The 17,512-nt window shown below is 64.8% G+C and carries 14 protein-coding genes and 1 pseudogene; 9 read left to right on the top strand and 6 right to left on the bottom strand.

Annotation, left to right across the window (positions count from 1 at the left end; genetic code table 11):
- Positions 1–74: 74 nt before the first annotated feature.
- The gene (locus W823_RS34995; protein ID WP_051406356.1) at positions 75–1,772 is read left to right on the top strand and encodes a TM0106 family RecB-like putative nuclease; all 1,698 of its coding nucleotides are present in this window, start codon (positions 75–77) and stop codon (positions 1,770–1,772) included.
- A 28-nt stretch (positions 1,773–1,800) separates the two neighbouring features.
- Here the strand turns inward: W823_RS34995 and W823_RS34990 are convergent, their stop codons facing one another.
- Complete coding sequence (locus W823_RS34990) at positions 1,801–2,586, bottom strand: hypothetical protein (RefSeq protein WP_152537983.1); 786 nt, start codon at positions 2,584–2,586, stop codon at positions 1,801–1,803.
- A gap of 277 nt (positions 2,587–2,863) precedes the next feature.
- On the opposite strand from W823_RS34990, the gene W823_RS34985 reads away from it, so the two are divergent.
- From W823_RS34985 to W823_RS34975, 3 genes are read left to right on the top strand one after another with little or no spacing between them, the layout of a single operon-like run.
- Positions 2,864–3,394 (top strand): helix-turn-helix domain-containing protein, encoded by a 531-nt coding sequence (locus tag W823_RS34985; protein ID WP_031331386.1) that lies wholly within the window; start codon positions 2,864–2,866, stop codon positions 3,392–3,394.
- 28 nt (positions 3,395–3,422) lie between these two features.
- Positions 3,423–3,935 carry a hypothetical protein gene (locus tag W823_RS34980; protein ID WP_023955094.1) on the top strand — a complete coding sequence of 171 codons (513 nt, stop codon included), beginning with the start codon at positions 3,423–3,425 and terminating at the stop codon, positions 3,933–3,935.
- Positions 3,926–5,083: an MAB_1171c family putative transporter gene (locus tag W823_RS34975; RefSeq protein WP_023955092.1), complete on the top strand. Its 1,158-nt coding sequence runs from the start codon at positions 3,926–3,928 to the stop codon at positions 5,081–5,083. The genes W823_RS34980 and W823_RS34975 overlap by 10 nt, the downstream gene beginning before the upstream one ends.
- A gap of 44 nt (positions 5,084–5,127) precedes the next feature.
- Here the strand turns inward: W823_RS34975 and W823_RS34970 are convergent, their stop codons facing one another.
- The 5 genes and pseudogenes from W823_RS34970 to W823_RS57990 form a co-directional block, all read right to left on the bottom strand.
- Positions 5,128–5,889 (bottom strand): SDR family oxidoreductase, encoded by a 762-nt coding sequence (locus W823_RS34970; RefSeq protein WP_023955090.1) that lies wholly within the window; start codon positions 5,887–5,889, stop codon positions 5,128–5,130.
- 57 nt (positions 5,890–5,946) lie between these two features.
- A complete protein-coding gene (locus tag W823_RS34965) occupies positions 5,947–6,726 on the bottom strand; it encodes a TMEM165/GDT1 family protein (protein WP_051406355.1) in 780 nt (259 codons plus the stop codon).
- Between the two features lie 486 nt (positions 6,727–7,212).
- A complete protein-coding gene (locus W823_RS34960) occupies positions 7,213–7,770 on the bottom strand; it encodes a hypothetical protein (RefSeq protein WP_023955086.1) in 558 nt (185 codons plus the stop codon).
- A gap of 214 nt (positions 7,771–7,984) precedes the next feature.
- A pseudogene (locus W823_RS34955) lies at positions 7,985–8,613 on the bottom strand (superoxide dismutase).
- 223 nt (positions 8,614–8,836) lie between these two features.
- Entirely contained in the window at positions 8,837–9,001 is a 165-nt protein-coding gene (locus W823_RS57990; protein ID WP_156045341.1) for a hypothetical protein, read from the bottom strand.
- Positions 9,002–9,310: 309 nt separating this feature from the next.
- Here W823_RS57990 and W823_RS34945 point away from each other — a divergent pair, with 309 nt between their 5' ends.
- The 5 genes from W823_RS34945 (at position 9,311) to W823_RS34925 (ending at position 17,460) form a co-directional block, all read left to right on the top strand.
- Positions 9,311–10,471, top strand: coding sequence for an iron-containing alcohol dehydrogenase (locus tag W823_RS34945; protein WP_031331383.1), 1,161 nt, complete (start codon positions 9,311–9,313; stop codon positions 10,469–10,471).
- Between the two features lie 161 nt (positions 10,472–10,632).
- A complete protein-coding gene (locus W823_RS34940; protein WP_023955080.1) occupies positions 10,633–12,159 on the top strand; it encodes a DUF3375 family protein in 1,527 nt (508 codons plus the stop codon).
- Positions 12,156–12,926, top strand: coding sequence for a DUF4194 domain-containing protein (locus tag W823_RS34935; protein WP_023955078.1), 771 nt, complete (start codon positions 12,156–12,158; stop codon positions 12,924–12,926). Before W823_RS34940 ends, W823_RS34935 begins: the two co-directional genes overlap by 4 nt.
- Entirely contained in the window at positions 12,923–16,381 is a 3,459-nt protein-coding gene (locus tag W823_RS34930) for an ATP-binding protein (protein ID WP_023955076.1), read from the top strand. Before W823_RS34935 ends, W823_RS34930 begins: the two co-directional genes overlap by 4 nt.
- On the top strand, positions 16,378–17,460 hold the full coding sequence (locus tag W823_RS34925; RefSeq protein ID WP_023955074.1) for a winged helix DNA-binding domain-containing protein: 1,083 nt from the start codon (positions 16,378–16,380) through the stop codon (positions 17,458–17,460). The genes W823_RS34930 and W823_RS34925 overlap by 4 nt, the downstream gene beginning before the upstream one ends.
- Positions 17,461–17,512 lie beyond the last annotated feature (52 nt).

Raw genomic sequence — 17,512 nt, 5'->3', positions numbered from 1 at the left:
TGCAGTTGCGGTACAAGCATTACATAGCGGGGGTACGGCAGGTGCCCCAGATCGGTGAGGAGAGGATGGTGTGGATGGCAACTCGTTCATCGGTGCCATCCGGCCCGACAAGACCGCCGCTGCTCAGTCCCAGGGATCTGAGCGGCTGCGAACATCGGCTTGCCCTCGATTCCCGATTCCCCGGCTCGGAGAAGGTCGCCGAAGACCCCGCGGTGACGCTGCGCAAAGAAGCGGCGGCCGAGCATCGTGAGCGTGTGCGCGACATGCTCCATGCGGTCCATTCGATCGAACTCAGCGGTTGGGCCGATGTGGGCAGCGGCGGCAGCAGCCGACAGCGCGCCGAGCGAACCATGGCGGCCATCGGCTCGGGTGCCAGATGGATCTGGGGCGCGTCCCTGCCCGACGACGAGGCCGGTGGCCGTCGCGGATGGGCGGAGCTGCTGATCCGCATGGACGATCCGCAACGGACGTCGGGTTACCTGCCCGTCATCGTGGTGAATCACAAGGCTTCCGACCCCGGATCGGGCGCGGTGACCAGCCCGGTGTGGAGTTGGCAACCGATGCTCGACGAGACGCGGAAGGTTCGCGGCAATTCGCGGGACACCGTCCGGCTGGCGCAGCTGTACCGAATGCTCGAGGCCCTCGGCGTCGCAGGGGTCGACCCGGGGACCGGCAAACCGGTCGGCGCGGTGATCGGCCTCGACACCGACTGCATGGTGGTCCTCGACCTCACCGACACGCTTGTCCGATACGACGCGCTGCTGGAGCGCCGGGCCGGGATCGCCGCGGGCCGGATATCGACGGCACCGTCACGGATCGGGGAGTGCCGCAACTGCGCGTGGTGGTCCAAGTGCGGTCCGGAACTGCACGAGGCGCGCGACGTGAGCTTGGTGGTCAACGGCAATCTGACACAGCTGCTCGCGACGGTGGGCGTTCGCACGGTGGACGAACTGGCCGCCTACGACGGCCCCGTGCCCGACGGCTGGCCGGGCAACAGCCTCGCTGACTCGATCCTGTTGGCGCGTGCCTGGCTGGCTCAGGTGACGCTGATCCGGCGAATGCCCGAGGTGCAGGTGGCGCGGGCCGACGTGGAGGTCGACGTCGACATGGAGAGCTACCAGGACGACGGCGCCTACCTGTGGGGCACGTTGCTCACCGACAACACCGATCCCGCCCGAGACGTCAGATACCGCCCGTTCGTCACCTGGCAACCGCTGCCCACCCAGGACGAGGCCCGCTCGTTCGCCGAGTTCTGGCAGTGGCTGATCGACGAACGCGACGAGGCCCTGAGTGAGGGCAAAACCTTTGCGGCCTACTGTTATTCGCAGCAAGCCGAGAATCGTTGGCTCCTCGGGTCGGCTGACAGGTTCGCGGGATCGCCCGGTGTGCCGAGCCGTGAAACCGTGCAGGAGTTCATCAACTCATCGCACTGGGTCGACATCTATGAGGCCGTCAGCGTGAACTTCCTCAGTCCCGAGGGCAAAGGCCTCAAGAAGGTGGCGCCCCACGCGGGCTTCCACTGGCGCGACGACGAAGCCGGCGGCGAGGCGTCGATGCAGTGGTATCGGCGGGCAGTGGGCCGCGACGGCGAAGAGGTGGATCAGACCCAGCGGGTGAGATTGCTCGAATACAACGAGGACGATGTGCGCGCCACAAAGGCGTTGCGCGAATGGATGACAACCACCGCAGCTCAACAGGTGCCGTTGGGTTCGGATCTACCCGTGCCTGCTGTCGCGCCAGGGCACGATGGGGTGCCTACGCCCCGGATTTGATCCCGCCGCCCGCTGATGAGGTGAGAAGTCAGCCGCGGCCGTTGCGCAGCGACTCGAGGAATGCGCCGCTACCGAACAAGGCGACCGAACCCAAGACGAGTAGCCCGGCAGGCGACAGATCGCGAGCCACCTCGGCGCCCGCGCAGCCGCCACCGGTCCCGGCGCCCATCAGGCAGGACGACGCGGTGGGTGTGGCAGCGGGCGGGGTGTTCGGGTCGGACAGCGGATCGCCCTGTGGGACAGCCGGTTCGGAGTCACCTGGGGTCAGTTCGGGCGTCCCGGTACTCGGTGCCGGGGAGCCAGGTGTCGGGGAGCCCGGCGCCGGGGGAGTTGATGCGTCCGGTGCCGGCATACCGGGGATCGGCAGGCCCGGGATCGGAAGACTCGGAATCGTGATGGCCGGCGATTCGATTCCGGGTAGTTCGGCGGTCGGGGCCGTGGGGAGACCGTCGTCGTCGCTATCGGTATTGCCGTTGTTGCCATTGTTTCCGGGGATGCCGGTGTTGCCGCTCCCGTTCCCGTTGTTGCCGTTTCCACTGTTGCCGTTGCCCTGGCCACCGTCTGGTGTCGGGCCCGTCATCAAACGGGAGTTCTCCGCGTGGTCGGCGGCGGGAGAGTTGTCGTCCTCGTCCGCCGCAGATGTCTCCGTCGTGGTGGGCGTGGACGTCACCGTGACGTCCGTCGAAGGTCCGGGATCGGCGGACGCAGCGGGTGAGGTCAGAGCCAGGAGAATGCCAGAAACCACCAACCCCAGCGACGCGACGAGCACCGAGAACCACACCGTGGTGGGGCGCATCACGCGATGCTTCGGCATCGAGTCCTCCAGTCCGGAAATCACCAGGGGCGGGCTATTGAATTTTCGGCATCTTCACGGTTTATTCAGGTGGGCTCGATCAGCGTTGAACGAGTCCGAAAGTGAAGTACCGAAGACCGACTCCGCGCAGCGCGAAGCTGTTTGGCTGCCTCAGGGCTGTAAGCTACCATATGGCAAACACGGCGTGCGGAGTAGTGAATTTCATACTTCTGGCTGGTCTCCGTTCGGTGATCGGCCCTCATTGGGAGGCACACGGAGAATGCGCGTGGAGCGTGGCATGACCGACGACATGGACCAAGCAGACACCGAGAACGTATTTGATCCCGGTCTGTTCGCGCGACGTCTGGAAGAGCTGTTCCGAACGGTCCCTGGCCCCAACGGTCGTGCCTACAGCGCCAAAGCCATCGCCAATCGCTCCACTGAACTGGGCTTTCGTCTCGGTGAGTCCTACTTGAGCCAGCTCCGGTCGGGGAAGGCCAAGTCGCCGTCGTTCCGTACGGTCGAGGGCATCTCAGCGGCATTCGGAGTCGACGTCCATTACTTCCTGGAAGATCGGGCCGCCCAGCGCACCCGCGACCAGATCGACCTGATGCGGCTACAGGCCGACAGCAATGTCCAGCTCGCCGCGTTCCGGCTGGCCGGTCTGTCGAGTGACTCGGTCACCGTGGTCAACGAACTCATCAAGGTCCTCCGGGTTCAACAGGGCCTGCCCGCCGACCCGCCCGACCTGCTCAAGTCGGCCGAACCCGAATTGGGGCATGGTCACTCGGGACTTCGAGTGGTCGAAAGGCACGAAGCCGCAGACTGATCGCGGGGGCACCGTCTTAAGATGGAGCATGCGATCCGAGCGCGAACTACGGGCATTGTGCCGCCGCGAACTCGGCGGTCTCGACCTGGATCTGCCTCTCGACGCTGAACAACTCTGTGACCTGTACGGCGCGCGGCGTGGTCGGCCGATCAAGATCGTTGCGCACCCGATGCCGGCCGGTATGCCGAACGGTGTCTGGTTGGTGGCGGCCGACGCGGACTATTTCTTCTGCCAGGCCGCCACGACCAAGCTCCATCGCGATCAGATCATCATCCACGAGTTCGGCCACCTCATTGCAGGTCACCAGTTGATCGACCAGGTCGAGGACCGGCTCATCGGGAGTCCGGCAGGTGGTGAAAACACCGACGACGCACTGAGTCGGACGTGCTATTCGGATGAGCGTGAATGGGAAGCAGAGTTTTTGGCAACACTGATAGGAGAATGGGCGGCAAAAGCCACCCAGGGCGTCGGAAAGACGGCCGGCCATGATGGATTACGGGGAATCCAAAGCATCCTCGGGGGGCACAACGGATGGTTGTAGGGGTAGTCAACGCCATCGCGTTGGCGTTGTTCGCCCTGGCACTGTGCTGGCGCATCGACCGCCTTCGCAGGGAAGCCGCCGGTCTGCAGCCGATCGCAATGACCGTCGCCATCTCGGCGACAACTCTCGCCTTTGTGGTCGGTAACCCCCGCGTACGGCAGTGGCTCAACGACGACTTCTTCCCGGGCGCGGACCGGTTGTCGATCTATTGCCTGCTCGCGATCGGTGTCGCCGCCCTGGTGGTCGTCTTTTTTTACGGGACAACCGAGGAGCAGCGGCAGCGGCGCGCAGGCGTGGAAGCAATCCCGCTGGTGGTCACCCTGATCGGGCTCAATGTGGCGATGCTGGCCACGCCCGTGCCGGTTCGTACCGAGCACATGTCCGACTGGACCGTGCACCATGTCGGATACGCGCTGTTCTTCGTGATCGCCGATTGCTACGTGGCGTATGGGATGGCGGCTTGCGTGGTGTCGATCGGGCGATACGTACGTCACGCCGAGGGATATCTTCGCCATTCCCTGATCATCCTGTCGACCGGGTTGGGGTTGCTGGGGGTCGCGGCCCTGATACAGACGCTGTACGTCGTCACCGCCGGACTGCATGTGGCGCACCTACATGTGTTGCTGAACGTCGCGGCCGTCCTGGCCGTCTTGGGGGCGGTCCTGTTCCTCGCCGGCATCTGCTACCCGCTGGTGCGAGCGCGAGTGATGTCGTTCCTACACGACCGCCGTCACCGCAGTCAGTACCGGGAACTCGAGCCCTTGTGGGCTTTGACCACGTCGGCACTGCCGGGGGTGGTGTTGCCGTCGCCGCCGCAGGGTGCATTCGACGGTTCGATCATCTGGCTCTTCCAGCGGCGGGTGGTCGAGATCCGCGACGCATTGCTGCAGCTGAGCCCTTATCTGCCCGACGACTTCGACGAACTCGAATCGGCGGCCCAGGCCACCGCGCTCCGCGACGCGGTGGATACCTACGTCGACCTCGGCGGATCAGCCGGGGCGGTCCGGCAGGTCCTCGCCGGCGCCGGCGACGACCTTGACAGCGACGCCGCACCGCTACTCCGGATATCTCGCGAACTGGCGCGCAGTTCCGGTCCGTCGCGTCAGAACTCGGTGACGTCGCGGCAAAAACAGAACCGGACCGGCTGAAGGCCGGTCCGGTCTGAGTGTTCAGTTGCTGGTGACGTCAGTGGTCAGCGCGGAGCCATCCGCAGCGCGCCGTCCATGCGGATCGTCTCGCCGTTGAGGTAGTCGTGGTCGACGATGAACGCGGCCAGCTTGGCGTAGTCGCTCGGATCGCCAAGGCGCTTGGGGAACGGGATACCGGCTTCGAGCGTCTTCTTGAACTCCGGGGTGATCCCGTCGAGCATCGGGGTGTTGATGGTGCCCGGGGCGATCGTGTTGACCCGCACGCCCACCTGCGCGAGGTCGCGGGCAGCGGTGATGGTCATGGCATGCACGCCGCCCTTGGATGCGGTGTAGGCGATCTGACCGATCTGGCCTTCGAATGCCGCGACCGACGCGGTGTTGATGATGACGCCGCGCTGGTCGTTCTCGTCCACCGCTTCCTGGCTCTGCATCCGATTCGCGGCCAAACGCATCACGTTGAAGGTGCCGACCAGGTTGATCTCGATGATCTTCCTGAACAGGTCGAGCTCGTGGGGGCCCTTCTTCGTCAGGATCCGGCTGGCCCAGCCGACACCGGCGCAGTTCACGGCGACGCGGAGCGGGGCGCCGGATTCGGCGATGGTGTCCAGCGCTGCCTCGACATCGGCTTCGCTGGTCACGTCAGCCGCCAGGAGCGTGACGCCGTCCACCGCGGTTGCCTTGTCAATCGAAGGCTGCAGGTCGAGCCCGAACACAACCGCCCCGGCATCGGCGAAGCGCTTTGCTGTTGCCGCGCCCAATCCCGATGCTCCGCCGGTGATTAATACCGCTGATCCTGAGATCTCCACTGATGCCGTCCCTTCTACAAAGTGTCCGCGGGGGTTGTTCAGCCCGCTGGGATCACCCTAGTCAGTGGCTGTGGCGACAGGTCGCTCGGCTACGAGGCCGGCGGGGTGCTCACCGGGCAGGTCGGCTTCCGATTCCGGCTCGGCGAGGAGCCGTTCGCGTTCGGCGGCCCGGATCTGCTCGCGGTGGCTGTGGACGTACCAGGTGCCGGCGCTGACGATCATGGCGACGGCGGTGATGGTGGCCATCGTGACGATGAAGTTGTTGGCGGTCACCAGGCCGTCGGTGGTGAGCCACGCGGCGAAGACGAAGAAGAGTGCAGCCGCGCCGTATGCGATCGCCTTCTCGGGGAGCTTGCGGCCGAGGACTGCGCCGACGGCGATGGCCAATGCGTCGGCGGCGACCATGCCAACGGTCGATCCGATCCAGACACCGACCCAGTTGTGGTCGGTGGCCAGGGTGATGGTGGCGAGCATCGTCTTGTCGCCGAGTTCGGCGAGGAAAAACGATCCGATGACCGCGAACAGCACTGACTTCTTCACCCGATCGGCCTTGTCGGATTCGTCGGTGTCGAGGCTGTCGCCGCGAAGGGTCCAGAAGCCGAACAGCAACATCGCCAGTCCACCGACGATTGTCATCAGGTCGGTCGGGATCGAGAGACCGAGTACGTGTCCGAAGAGAACAGAGACCGCGTGCACGGCGGTGGTGGCCACCGTGATGCCGAGCAGGACAACCCACCAGCGGTAGCGAATGGCGTACGTCATTGCCATCAGCTGGGACTTGTCGCCGAGTTCGGCCACGAAGATCACGCCGAAGCTGACCAGGAGTGCGGATATCACCAGACCAACGTAAGCGCCGCTCACGACTGTTTGCAACTGATCGAATGCCCGCATTTATGCAGGTAGGGAGCCCTTTTTCAAAAGTTTGGGTGTCCGAACATTAGGGTTCCCTTACCCGGTGATTCGCGGAAGGTTCGCCGCGAGGCTGTGACATGCGGACATGGGTGGTCGGAGGCGGGTTTGGCGGCTCGGGTGGCTGGGATTTGCGCGCTCCGCAGACCGAGCTTCGGCGGGTTCCCGAGCGGGCCAGGTCTACCGCTCGCGCAACTCGAGTTTGCTCGGTCTGCAGACCGAGCGTCGCCCAATTTCCCGAGCCGGTCCGGTTGCCGGCTCGCGCAACTCGCGTTTGCGCGGTCTGCAGAGCGCGCGTCGCCCGGTTTCCCGAGCGGGCCACGTCTACCGCCCGTCGAACTTGGATTTGCTCGGTCTGCAGAGCGAGCGTCGGCCCGTTTCCCGACCGCGCACCCGCTCGCAGACCTTTACTACTCAAGCAGCGAGGAGCATCGCCAGGACAGCGGTATCGGGGTCGGTTCCCAGATCCAGACCTACCTGATTGCGCAGGGTCACCACAGTGCCGTCGGCTTCGGCCTCGGCCCATCCCGCGCGGTGTTCGAGGCCGAGTTCGGGGAGTCCTGGCAGCAGTACGCACCCCGAGGCAACGTCTGAACACTCGGGCAGGGACGGTCGCGTCTCGGACGGGGGATGGAGCATGAACAACGCGGGCGGCGGAGTGTGGAACGGGCCGGCCTCGGTGAAGTTGTTGTCGATCACGCTGCCGACGGCGAGCATCAATCCGACGGTGTCGGGGTCGCACACCTCTGGTTTGTCCTCGATGACGCTGAACACGGTGGTGGTGCGGAGAAATCCTGGCCGGCAGGCAATACGCACCGATGCGACGAGCGTCTGCGTCCACTCCAGGGTGGTGTCGGGCCAGCGGCCCGAGATCAGGATTCCGCGTAGCTCGCCGTGGCGGTGGAACGGGGTCAGCCCGATGGGTATTGACCCGGACCGCGACATTTCATGGCCGGTGGCGTCCTCGCTCATGGTTACCTCCTGTTGCCGGAAGTTCCTCTGCTCAGGTCGCCTTTGACCAGGTGTCGAACTCTATTCGCAGCATGCCCGGTAAACAGTTGGCACACAACCCGACTCGAGTGCTAATCGCGGCGGTTAACAGGAAGTTTCCCTCTGGGGGCGAAGACGCCGACGCGGCCACCCGAGTGGGGTGACCGCCGACTGCGAAAGGGCTGTACGAAAGTGCTTATGCGGGCACGATCAGGCCGGAGCCCTGTGCCTGTGCCTTGGCAAAACGCTCCGCGGCGTCTGCCCAGTTGACGACGTTCCACCATGCCTTGACGTAGTCAGGCTTGACGTTCTGGTAGTGAGGTAGAAAGCGTGCTCCCACATGTCGAGCATGACCACGGGGATCAGGCCCACCGAGGTGTTGCCGTGCTGGTCGGTGAGCTGCTGGATGACGAGCTTGCCCTCGATGGTGTCGTATCCGAGGATCGCCCAGCCGCTGCCCTGCAAAGTGGTTGCCGCGGCGGTGAAGTGCGCCTGGAACTTGTCGAACCCGCCGAACTGGTCATCGATTGCCGCTGCCAGTTCGCCTTCGGGCTTGTCGCCACCGTTGGGCGACAGGTTCTTCCAAAAGATCGAGTGATTGGTGTGGCCGCCGAGGTGGAAGGCCAGGTTGGCCGACAGCTGGAAGACCTTGTCGGCGATGGTGCCGTCTTCGCGCGCAGCCGCCAACTTTTCCAGTGCGGTGTTCACGCCCTTCACATAGGTGGCGTGGTGCTTGCTGTGGTGCAGCTCCATGATCCTGCCGGAGATGTGCGGCTCGAGAGCTGCGTAGTCGTAATCCAGATCCGGCAAGGTGTATTCAGACACATTGTTCCTCTCACTATGTGGGGACACGCGTGCCCCCTTATTGATGTCCTCTGGGATCTATCCCTCGAGTGCAACTTCCACCCTTGCTTAGGACATTGGGTTGTGCAATAGGACGTGAGCAATGCGCCTCAAGCCCAGTTGAGGTTTACCGGGGTTGCGCTGGGGTGTTTCGCAGGTGCCGGGGTGCCGCAATCGCGGTCGACCACAGCCGGCTCAGGACCGCTTACGCGACAAAAATCAGCGCGAGCAAAAGAAGGAACAGGGCCAGAATGCTGATGCCGGTGGTGATGCATCGTGCGCCTACATTGATGGGCTCGGCGCCCGGCCAAGAACGGGGCCTGCGATCGAAGACCGGGAGGCCGCTGCCGCTGTCGGTAGAGGCTGCCATCCGATCTCCCCTCGTCAACTCGTGGTCCTGCGGGTCGTCAGTGATAACGATCACATACCCCGGTGGTGCACAGCTAAACACGTCTGGGCGCAGTACTCAAGCTGCGGCGGATCGGGGACCGCGATCGAACGCCCGCAAGGCCGCTGCAGGGCGGATGTGGGTCGTTTGACCAGGTCCGACGGGCCGCTGTCGGCGATCTCCGGGTAGGGATGGACGTCGCCGCAATAGGGTGGTTGTACAAGAGCGGTCGTCGACGTCCGCGTTCCGCAGTGGGTGACGAAAGCACCCCGTGCCGAAAGGAATCAGCCATTGGTCAGCACAGTCGGTCTACCACGCGAGATGCGAATCGGGGCGGGCGCACTCGATCAGCTGGTCGACGTGGTGACCGGATTGGGATCGCGGCGGCCGATGGTGATCACGGACGGTTACCTGGCAGGCGGCGGGCGGGTTGACCAGTTGATCACCGCGCTGATCGAGGCCGGCCTCGATGCGGTGTACTTCGACGGGACTGTGCCCGACCCCACCACGGCCTCCCTCGACGCCGGGCTCCGCGCAGTGCGCGACCACGGCGCCGACCTCCTCGTCGGATTCGGTGGGGGCAGTCCGATGGACACCGCGAAAGCCCTGGCTCTGCTCGCCGTCGAAGGCGGCTCGATGCGCGACTACAAAGCGCCCCTGCGCAATGACCGTGCCGGCCTCCCGGTGGTCGCCGTACCGACCACGGCAGGCAGTGGTTCGGAGGCCACCCAGTTCACGATCATCACCGACAGCGACAGCGACGAGAAGATGCTGTGCATCGGTCGGGCATTTCTGCCGGTGGCCGCGATCGTCGACTTCGAGCTCACCATGACGATGCCGCCGCGTCTCACCGCCGACACGGGTATCGATGCGCTGACCCACGCGGTCGAGGCCTACGTCAGCCGGAAGAACAACCCGTTCTCCGACGGGTTCAGTCTTTCGGCGATCACGACCATCGGCCGGAACCTGCGCAGGGCCTACACCGACGGCTCCGACCGCGAGGCCCGGGAAGCGATGATGCTGGCCTCCACGCAGGCGGGGATCGCATTCTCGAACTCCAGCGTGGCCCTGGTCCACGGGATGAGCCGGCCCATCGGGGCGCACTTCCATCTCGCACACGGACTGTCGAACGCCATGCTCTTCCCCGCGGTCACCCGGTTCTCCCTGTCGGCAGCGACCTCGCGCTACGCCGACTGCGCCCGCGCATTCGGGTGCGCAGACTCGGACACCTCGGACGAGATGGCCGCCGAACGACTGGTCGATGCCATTGTCGATCTGTGCCGCGACCTCGCCGTCCCCACGCCGGGCGAATGTGGCATCGACCGTGACCGCTGGTTCGGACTGTCCGCATTGATGGCCGAGCAGGCACTGGAGTCGGGGTCGCCCGCCAACAACCCGCGGGTTCCGAATGCGGGAGAGATCGAAGCCATCTACGCCGAGATCTACCGCTGATCGACACCGGGTCGGCACGACCGCGGACCGACAGTGCGGCGTCGGCCAACTATCATCGCTGCGGGCAACCAGATGGGCCTTGCCGCCCGTCGTGAGCGCCGAGCTGCGGGCAGCAGGTCGGTGGGTGAGCTCGCCATGGCAGGAAAAAGTGAGGTGGTCCGATGGCACGCCCGACAGCGGCGCAGCTCTACGCCGCCTACGGGGACAACGCGGACAGCGATGTCACCCTGCGACTGCTGAGGTCCCGGAACGCGGTGCCCTATCTCGCGATCATGGCCGCGCGTCTGGCCGACGGTCAGGTGGACGGCGACCATCTCGCGGCGGGTATCGACCGCGACCTGGCGGACTTGGCCGTGCACTGGACCGAGCGAGGGTGGGAACTGCCCACGGCCGATGACCTGTTGGACCGCTGGGTGCGGGCCGGTTATCTCGCCCGCACTCTGCACGCCGACTCCCAGCGAGAGCGGTACCAGCTCACCCGCGGTGCCACGCAGGCCATCGCGCAGGTTCAGGCCGTACGCCGTAACCGCACGGTGGCCACCGAGACCGTGCTCGAACTAGTGATGTCGCGGCTGTCGAACATCGCTGTGTCGATCAACCCGGATCCCGGCGAGCACATCCGCGACATCGACCAGAAGATCGCCGAGCTCACCAGACGGCGGGAAGAACTCGCAGCGGGCGCCATCCCTGCGGTCGATTCGCGGCGGGTGCTCGACGACATCCGGATGGTCACGTCGCTGGCCGAGCGGATGCCCGCCGACATCATCGGATACGGCGAGAAGATGCGCGAGAACTCCCGCGCGCTGCTCACCAGTGGCCTCGATGCCGAGCACGGCTCGCATGCCGACGTGCTCAACCGGATGTTCGACGGCCATGACGCGCTGGCGGACTCCGACGAGGGAAAGGCTTTCGACACCTTCTACACGCTGATCGCGGATCATCGGTTGCGCGACGACCTCGAGTCGAGCATCCGGCAGATCGCCGAGGGTATCCCGAATCTCCCACACGACATCCTCGACACACTCACGGGTTTCATCGACCGGATGTGGGATGAGGTGCAGTCGGTGGACGAGGTGCGTGGTCAGGTCTACCGGCGCATCAACACCTTCGTCAAAGACGGCGACTTCCTGCACTATCGCGCGTTGCGCAGCCAGATCGCCGATGCGCAGCGCGCCGCCGCCGCTGCGTTTGTACACGCGGGGCCGGGCAAAGACCTGGGCATCGCGGTACCGATGAGCGCCGCGGTGTCCAATTCGGTCGGCGCGTTGATCTTTCACGACGGGATCGTGGATTCGCCTGGGGCGGTTGCCGATACCGTGGGTGAGATCAACATCGACCCTGCCGACCTGGTGGGCGCAGAATCGATCGACTGGCATGCACTGACCGACGCGGTGAACGAGGCCGTGGCCGACGGTCCCGCCGAGATCGACGATGTGCTGGCGTTGTTGCCCACGGCCCGTACCGGTGACGTGATCGGCATCTGGTCGCTGGCTCAGCGCCATGGTGCGGCAGAACACGGACGGGACGAGGTCACCGTGCTTGCCCACACTGCTCGCGGGATGCGCGAGATCCGTTTGCCTGCAGTCCGATTCACACACATGCTGCCCGATCCGATAACCGCTCAGCCACACGAGGTGATGCATTTGCTCGATGAACCAGCCGAGCCTGTCCGAGGTGCGACCCGGTGAGCACGCCAGAAGATGACGTCGTGGTCCAGGAGGGCGACGACCTGTTCGTCGACTCACCCGAAGCGATCACTGAACCATCGGTCGACCTGTCACACTTCGCATTCGATGGATCAGAGCCGGTCGGAACGATCAGTGAGGCGCGGATCGACGCCCGATTCGACGGTGACACGTCGGCCCTGCCTGCGCCGGTCTGTTACGCGCTGCAGGAGTTGGTTGCCGCCGCACACGTATCGGCGCGGTCTCGTAACTGGAAGACCATCGAGGTGCACGAGGAGATCATTCGGTCTCGCCTGTCGGAGCTGAATCTCCAGCTGGAGATCAACCGAGAGCACAAGTACGCGTTCACCCGCCAGGTGTCGGAGAACGACCCGCGGCAGCGGAACATCTTGCGCGCCCAGACACTCACCCTGGCAGCGTCGGTCCTTGCGCTGTTCCTGCGACAGAAGTACTTGACCAGTGCCGATGAATCGGTGGTTACCGAACGGGGCGAGATCATCGACCACATGCTCACCTACAAGCCGGTGTCCGACACCGACGAGGCGGGCTTCATCAAGCGAATCGATGCGGCCATCAATCAGCTCGAATCACGAAAGATCATTCGCGCGTTGCCGGGAACGGACCGGTTTGTGGTGCACGGGGTGATCGCTTCGCTCCTCGGGCCCGAACAGGTGGCCGCCTACACAGAGGCCTACCGCAGGCTCGCCGGTGAGCACACCGAAGAGGGCACCGACCTCACCGAACTCGATGACCAGGAGCGCACGTCATGACCGAGATCCTGGAAGTGGACGCAGCCGGCGGATCTCGACCGGTTGACCGCGATACGCCATCGCCACTGGCCGCCCCTGCGGGCAAGCGCACCCTCAACATCGGCCAATTCCGTTTGACCAGACTGCAACTGGTCAACTGGGGAACCTTCGACGGGTACAAGGACTATCCGATCGACGAGCGGGGCGTGATGCTCACCGGGCCGTCCGGGTCGGGTAAGTCATCGATGATGGACGGCCATTCGGTGGTGCTGTTGCCCACCTACGATCAGGTGTTCAACGCTTCGGCCGATCTGTCCGCGAAGGGTGCGAAGAAGGCGGCTCGGTCGATGGCCGACTACGTGCGCGGCGCGTGGGCGGAGAACGACGACCGGTACAACCAATCGCAGGTGCAGTACCTGCGGGCCGATGGCGCCACCTGGTCGGCGATCGCGGCGACTTACGACAACGGCGCAGGATCTGCCACCACCGCGGTGGCGATCAAGTGGTTCCCGGGGTCGGGCACCGACGGCAGCTCACTGCGTTCGTGGTACCAGCTACATGACGGGCATTTCGACCTGCTCGGCCTGAACACGTGGGCGCAGAACGGATTCGACATCCGCCGGTACCGGTCGGCCAACCCGACCGTGGAGTGTTTCGATGTGCAGAGCGCCTACCAGGAGGCGCTGAGGCGACGTGTGGGAATCGGCCAGTCGTCGGCAGCCCTGTCTTTGATGGGCAAGGCAAAGGCCATGAAGAACGTCGGTGACCTCAACCTGTTCATCCGGACGTACATGCTCGATCGACCCGACACCTACGCCAAAGCCGAACGGCTGGTGGAGAACTTCACTCAACTCGACGAGGCTTATCAGGCCGCGGCCCGCGCCAACGCGCAGGAGCAGGTCCTGAGGCCGATCCCAGCGGCCTGGGAAACGTACTGCAGTGCTGAAGAATCCACCACTCGAGCGGGCACGCTGCTGGGTCCGCCGATGAGGGCGTTCATGCGCGAGCATCGGCTGACGCTGCTGCAACAACGTCTGGATCAGATCGACGCCGACCGGATGAGGTTGGACAACGAGGTGGCCAACTGGGAGAACCTCGCGGACGAACGCGAGGAGCGCCACAGCTCGCTGCGTGACCAATTGACCGCCGAGAAGGGCGAGCTGACCACTCTGGAGTCGGAGCTCAAATCCTTCGAGGCGCAGGTGACGGCCCGGAACCGCGCCTACGAACGGTATGCGACGCTGGTGGGCGGACTGGGGGAGCAGACCCCCGAAACCCAGGACGAGTTCGCCGCGCTGCGGATGCGTGCCCCGGAGATCGCCAGGGCGGCAAGAGAAGCCGCCGACAGGTTGGCCACCACGGCACACAGCTTCTTCGCCGCAGAGACCGATGCCAGGCGCGAGTTCGAGGCGGTTGTGGAAGAGCTGGCGAGCCTGAACACCCGGCGGTCGTTGCTGCCACGCGAAGTACTGGCACAACGCGACGGCATCGCTCAGGCCACCGGGGTCCCGTACGCCGAACTGCCGTTCGCCGCCGAACTCATCGACGTCGATCCCGCCGCCAAGGACCGCTGGGCCGGGGCCGCCGAGAGAGTGCTGCGCGGACTGGGCATGACCATGCTGGTGCCGGCTCGGCACCGAACCACCATCGGCGAGTTCGTCAACCGGACCAACATCGGCGGGGTGCTCGAATACCGCGTCTACCAGGAAGACTCAGCGGTTGCTGCCGACCCTGTTCGCGGTTCGCTCGCCGAGAAACTGATCGTCGACCGGAAACACCCCGCCGGAGCGTGGCTGGCAACAGTTGTCGCCCATGGCGCTGAACATATCTGCGTCGATCTGCCGTCCCAGCTCGACGAGCACACACTCGCGGTCACCCCGCAGGGATTGGTGAAGTCCGGCCGCGACCGTTTCCGCAAGGACGACCGGCGTTCGGTGTCCGACCGCACACAGTGGATCCTCGGCTCCAACACCGACGGCAAGCGCACGGCTCTCGAAGAGCTCAAAGCTGAGCTCGAACTCCGGTATCAGCAGGCGCGGCAGGCGGCTCAGGACAAGCGGGACCTGTTGGAGCAGAACCGCGAACGCGCGAAGAACGCCGATGCCCTGACCGGCTATGCGTCGTGGGCAGAGTTGAACTGGTGGTCGTCGCGGCGCGACGCCGACGAACTCAACGCCCGCATCGATCGCGTTCGCGAGAACCGGGTGGATCTCGCCGAACTCGAGGAGCAGGTGGAGATCGCCCGGGCCGATTGGCGAGAGGCCGTCGCTCGGGTGGGTGCGCTGGGCGATCAACTAGGACACATCGGCTCGGACTGGGATCGATGGTTCGCCGAGTTCGAGCAGGTCAAGAACGAGGGCACCAAACTCGACGATTCCGACCGGGAGTATCTCGCCGAGGTGCTCGCCGAGACGCTCGCCGACGGCGGCAAGACGCTGACCCTGGACAACTACGGTGAGGTGCGGTCTGATCTTCGCAATTCGCTCGAAGCCGTTGTGGGCAAGGCCAATGCCGAACGGGACGGTGCCGAGAACCGAATTGTCCGCGCCGCCGAGGCCTTCCTGCGGGAATGGCCGGAGGCCGCGTCGAACTTGAGTGCCACGGTGGAGTACGCGTCCGATCTCGTGTCGATTCATCAGAGCCTCGTCGAGCACGGTCTCGCGTCGACACAGCAACGGTTCCGACAGCTCATCACCACCGACATCAGTCACTCGGTCTCCAACTTGTACAAAGAGATCGGCGACACCAACAAGCGCATCACACAGGGCATTGCCGAGGTCAATATCGGCCTGCGCAGGGTCGACTTCAACGAGGGCACCTACCTGCAGATCGCGCAGCTGCACAATCCCACTGATGAGTCGCGGGAGTTCGGCAAGATCGTCGACGCCATGATCCGCGACGCGCCTGCGGCCAAGTCGGGTGACGGCGCGGTCTTGGCGCGGCAGTTCTACCGCATCCGAGGGCTCGTGGGCCGGCTCACCGGCACCGACGCGGAGAGCCGCCGCTGGTGCGACAACGTGCTCGACGTCCGCAACAGCTACACCTTCTACGGCAAAGAGCTGAGTTTTGATGCCGCACCGGACGATCCGCCCGTGCACACCTACCGCAACACCGCATCAAACTCCGGCGGCGAGCAGGAGAAGCTGGTGGCGTTCTGTCTGGCTGCGGCCCTGAGCTTTTCACTGAGTCACGGCGAGGACCATCGTCCGGGGTTTGCGCCACTCATGCTCGACGAGGCGTTCAGCAAGTCCGACGAGACCTTCAGTTCGCAGTCACTCCGCGCATTTGAACAGTTCGGGTTCCAGCTGATCATCGCCGCTCCGATTCGTATGGTGGGCATCGTGGAGCCGTTCATCGGCCAGGTCATTCTGGTGGACAAGCAGATCGGCGATACGGGTGCCCGATCGGATGCACGCGCGGCCACGTTCGGAGAATTGGCGAAGGCGCGGGCGTCGTCGGGCCGACGCAAATCATGAGCACGACGTTGTCGATGCGGCAATGGAACCGCACGCTCCTGCAGCGCCAGCATCTACTCGAAAGAGTGGACGAGGACGTCCTCGAGGTGCTCGACCGTTGCGTCGGTCTTCAGTCGCAGGACCCGAAGTCCGCGTTTTACGGCCTCTGGTCACGAATCGCCGACTTCGACCCCGCTGATCTCGATCAGCTGATGGCTGGACGCGAGGTGGTGCGAGTTGCGCTGCTGCGCAGCACCGTATTCCTCATCGACAGTGAGGACGCGCGATGGATCCGCCCGCTCACCCAGCCGCTGATGGACAAGGTGTTGCGGTCCAACCACTACAAGCTGATCGGCGATGCTGACCCTGCTGAGGTGGCGGACTACGGACGAGAGTTGTTGCGCGGCAACGAATTGCCCGTCAAAGAGCTCAAGGCGGCGTTGTCGGAGCGTTGGCCGGCAGCAGACGCATCGTCATTGGTGACTGTGGTGCGCTGCCTGGAGTCATTGGTTCAGGTACCTCCGCGGGGCACGTGGCGCGGTTCTGCGACGACGACCTATCAACTGTTCGAAGACTGGTGCGGGGCGGGCGAACCCGCTGTGACCGGGGACGAAGCCATCGCTGATCTGGTCCGGCTCTACCTGCGTGGATTCGGGCCGGCATCCCTCAACGGCATCCAGACCTGGTCGGGGATAACCGGTCTACGCCCGATCGTCGAGGCGATGGAAGCGGACTGGGAACTCGCGAAGCTGCAGGGGCCCGACGGCGAGGAACTCTTCGACATCGAAGGCCTGGCGCCGGCCGACGAGGGGGTTGACGCCCCCGCCCGTCTGGTTGCGCCCTTCGACAACATCGTGCTGGCTCAGGGCGTCGATCGGCGACGGGTGATCGACGACGAGGTGTTCAAGACGACGACGACCCCCAACGGCCGTTCCCCCGGGTTCGTTCTCGTCGACGGTCGGGTGGCGGGTATCTGGAATCCCCGCAAGGACGGCAAGCGAATCACGGTGGAGCTCGAGTACCTGCTGAAGGTGTCCGCAGCGGATCGCCGCGCAGTCGACCGCGAGCGCGATCAGCTGATCGAGTTCTGCAACTCATGAACGCCACACAGCGAACCAGCGGTCTTCAGAGCTCCGACCCACACCTGGCCCG

The organism is Williamsia sp. D3 (assembly GCF_000506245.1).
In the GTDB taxonomy this organism is placed as follows: Bacteria; Actinomycetota; Actinomycetes; order Mycobacteriales; family Mycobacteriaceae; genus Williamsia; species Williamsia muralis.
Note: the sequence above shows the minus strand (reverse complement) of the source record. Positions and strands in the feature narration are given on the sequence as shown.

Excerpts from the sequence above, each read along its gene's own strand:
- W823_RS34995 (WP_051406356.1), top strand. The coding sequence starts at position 75 with ATGGCAACTCGTTCATCGGTGCCATCCGGCCCGACAAGACCGCCGCTG.
- W823_RS34990 (WP_152537983.1), bottom strand. The coding sequence starts at position 2,586 with ATGCCGAAGCATCGCGTGATGCGCCCCACCACGGTGTGGTTCTCGGTG.
- W823_RS34985 (WP_031331386.1), top strand. The coding sequence starts at position 2,864 with ATGACCGACGACATGGACCAAGCAGACACCGAGAACGTATTTGATCCC.
- W823_RS34980 (WP_023955094.1), top strand. The coding sequence starts at position 3,423 with ATGCGATCCGAGCGCGAACTACGGGCATTGTGCCGCCGCGAACTCGGC.
- W823_RS34975 (WP_023955092.1), top strand. The coding sequence starts at position 3,926 with ATGGTTGTAGGGGTAGTCAACGCCATCGCGTTGGCGTTGTTCGCCCTG.
- W823_RS34960 (WP_023955086.1), bottom strand. The coding sequence starts at position 7,770 with ATGAGCGAGGACGCCACCGGCCATGAAATGTCGCGGTCCGGGTCAATA.
- W823_RS57990 (WP_156045341.1), bottom strand. The coding sequence starts at position 9,001 with ATGGCAGCCTCTACCGACAGCGGCAGCGGCCTCCCGGTCTTCGATCGC.
- W823_RS34940 (WP_023955080.1), top strand. The coding sequence starts at position 10,633 with ATGGCACGCCCGACAGCGGCGCAGCTCTACGCCGCCTACGGGGACAAC.
- W823_RS34930 (WP_023955076.1), top strand. The coding sequence starts at position 12,923 with ATGACCGAGATCCTGGAAGTGGACGCAGCCGGCGGATCTCGACCGGTT.
- W823_RS34925 (WP_023955074.1), top strand. The coding sequence starts at position 16,378 with ATGAGCACGACGTTGTCGATGCGGCAATGGAACCGCACGCTCCTGCAG.